Source organism: Streptomyces spongiae (genome assembly GCF_009377185.1).
Taxonomy (GTDB): Bacteria; Actinomycetota; Actinomycetes; order Streptomycetales; family Streptomycetaceae; genus Streptomyces; species Streptomyces spongiae.
In genome coordinates this window covers 1-2051 of record NZ_VJZC01000977.1, presented here as the reverse complement: position 1 = coordinate 2051, position 2051 = coordinate 1, and the positions used below count along the sequence as shown (strand labels likewise).

At 73.1% G+C, this 2051-nt stretch carries 1 protein-coding gene; it reads left to right on the top strand.

Annotated elements, in window-relative coordinates; translation table 11 throughout:
• Positions 1-1957: nicotinate-nucleotide--dimethylbenzimidazole phosphoribosyltransferase (cobT, locus tag FNH08_RS49345; RefSeq protein WP_228034854.1), on the top strand; the 1957-nt coding region annotated here is incomplete at its 5' end.
• Between the last annotated feature and the right edge of the window lie 94 nt (positions 1958-2051).

Sequence of the window (2051 nt, the reverse complement as noted above, 5' to 3'; positions counted from 1 at the left end):
CCTCGAACCCGAGCTTCCCGCCGAGCCCGAGCCTCCCGCCCAACCCGAGGCGCCCGCAACGGAACCGCCGTTTACGGAACCGCCCGTTACGGAACTGCCCGCTTCGGAGCCGCTCGCGGCGGACGCGGAGCCCGAACTCGTACAGCACGCGGAGGACCTGGACACCAGGGCCGCCGACCAGGAAGAGAGCACGGCCGCCGTGGCAGAAGCACGAGAGTCCACGGGCCCCGCCGCACCCGGCTACGAGGACGCCGAGCGTGAGGCCGTCCTGCGGGTGATGCGCGAGCGCCGCGACATCCGCAACGGCTTCCGCAGCGACCCGATTCCGCACGACGTCCTGCTCCGCGTCCTGGAAGCGGCACACACAGCACCCTCCGTGGGCCACTCGCAGCCCTGGGACTTCGTCGTCATCCGCTCGGCCGAGACGCGCCGCACGATGCACGACCTGGCCCAGCGCCAGCGCGAGGCGTACGCGAAGTCGCTGCCCAAGGGCCGGGCGAAGCAGTTCAAGGAACTGAAGATCGAGGCCATCCTCGACACCCCGGTGAACATCGTCGTCACCGCCGACCCCACCCGCGGAGGCCGCCACACCCTGGGCCGCCACACACAGCCCCAGATGGCCCCGTACTCCTCCGCGCTCGCGGTGGAGAACCTGTGGCTCGCCGCCCGCGCCGAGGGCCTCGGCGTCGGCTGGGTCAGCTTCTTCGACGAGCGCGAGATGGTGCGCGCCCTGGGTCTGCCCGAACACCTGGAGGTCGTGGCGTACCTGTGCGTCGGGTACGTCGACGAGTTCCCGGAGGAGCCCGAGCTGCTGCAGGCGGGCTGGTCCAAGCGACGCCCGCTGTCCTGGGTCGTGCACGAGGAGACGTACGGCCGCCGCGCCCTGCCCGGCGAGGAGCCGCACGACCTGCTCGCCGAGACCGTCGCCGGTATCCGCCCGCTGGACGCCAAGGCCCTCGGCGAGGCGTGGGAGCGGCAGAAGCGCATGACGAAGCCAGCGGGCGCGCTCGGCATGCTGGAGATCATCTCGGCCCAGCTGTCCGGCCTGTCCCGCCAGTGCCCGCCGCCGATCCCGGAGCCCGCGGCCGTCGCGATCTTCGCGGGTGACCACGGCGTGCACGCCCAGGGAGTCACTCCGTGGCCGCAGGAGGTGACGGCCCAGATGGTCGCCAACTTCCTCGGTGGGGGAGCCGTCTGCAACGCTTTCGCGAGCCAGGTGGGCGCCGAGGTCTGCGTCGTGGACGTCGGCGTGGCCTGCGAACTCCCGGCCACTCCGGGCCTCCTCCCGCGCAAGGTCCGCGCGGGCACGGCCGACATGACGACCGGCCCCGCGCTGACCCGCGAGGAGGTCAAGCAGGCGATCGAGGTCGGCATCGAGACGGCCCGCGACCTGGTGGCGGCGGGCAACAAGGCGCTGCTCACGGGTGAGATGGGCATCGCGAACACCACTGCCTCGGCGGCCCTGATCGCGGTCTTCACGGACACCGACCCCGCAGAGGTCACCGGCCGGGGCACGGGTATCAACGACGAGACCCTGGCCCGTAAGACCGAGGTGGTCCGCCGCGCGATCGAGCTCCACCAGCCCGACCCGGCCGACCCCATCGGCGTCCTCGCGGCGTTCGGCGGCCTGGAGCACGCGGCGATGGTGGGCCTGCTCCTCGGCGGCGCGTCCCTCCGTACGCCGGTGATCCTCGACGGCGTCAGCGCGGGCGCGGCCGCCCTGGTGGCCCGCGCCATCGCCCCCGAGGTGCTTGCCGCCTGCATCGCCGGCCACCGCAGCGCCGAACCCGGCCACGTGGCGGCCCTGAAGAAGCTCGGCCTCCGCCCCCTGGTCGACCTCGACCTCCGCCTCGGCGAGGGCACGGGCGCGCTCCTCGCCCTCCCGATGGTCCAGAGCACGGCGAGGGCGATGCACGAGGTGGCGACGTTCGACTCGGCGGGGGTAACGGAGAAGTAGGGGCGGGTCGCCCGTCGGTCTGTGGGCAGTCGTTTCGCAGGGCGGAACGGGTGGGCACAGACCGACCCCCCCAGCCGCAGGTACGGGCCCCGGG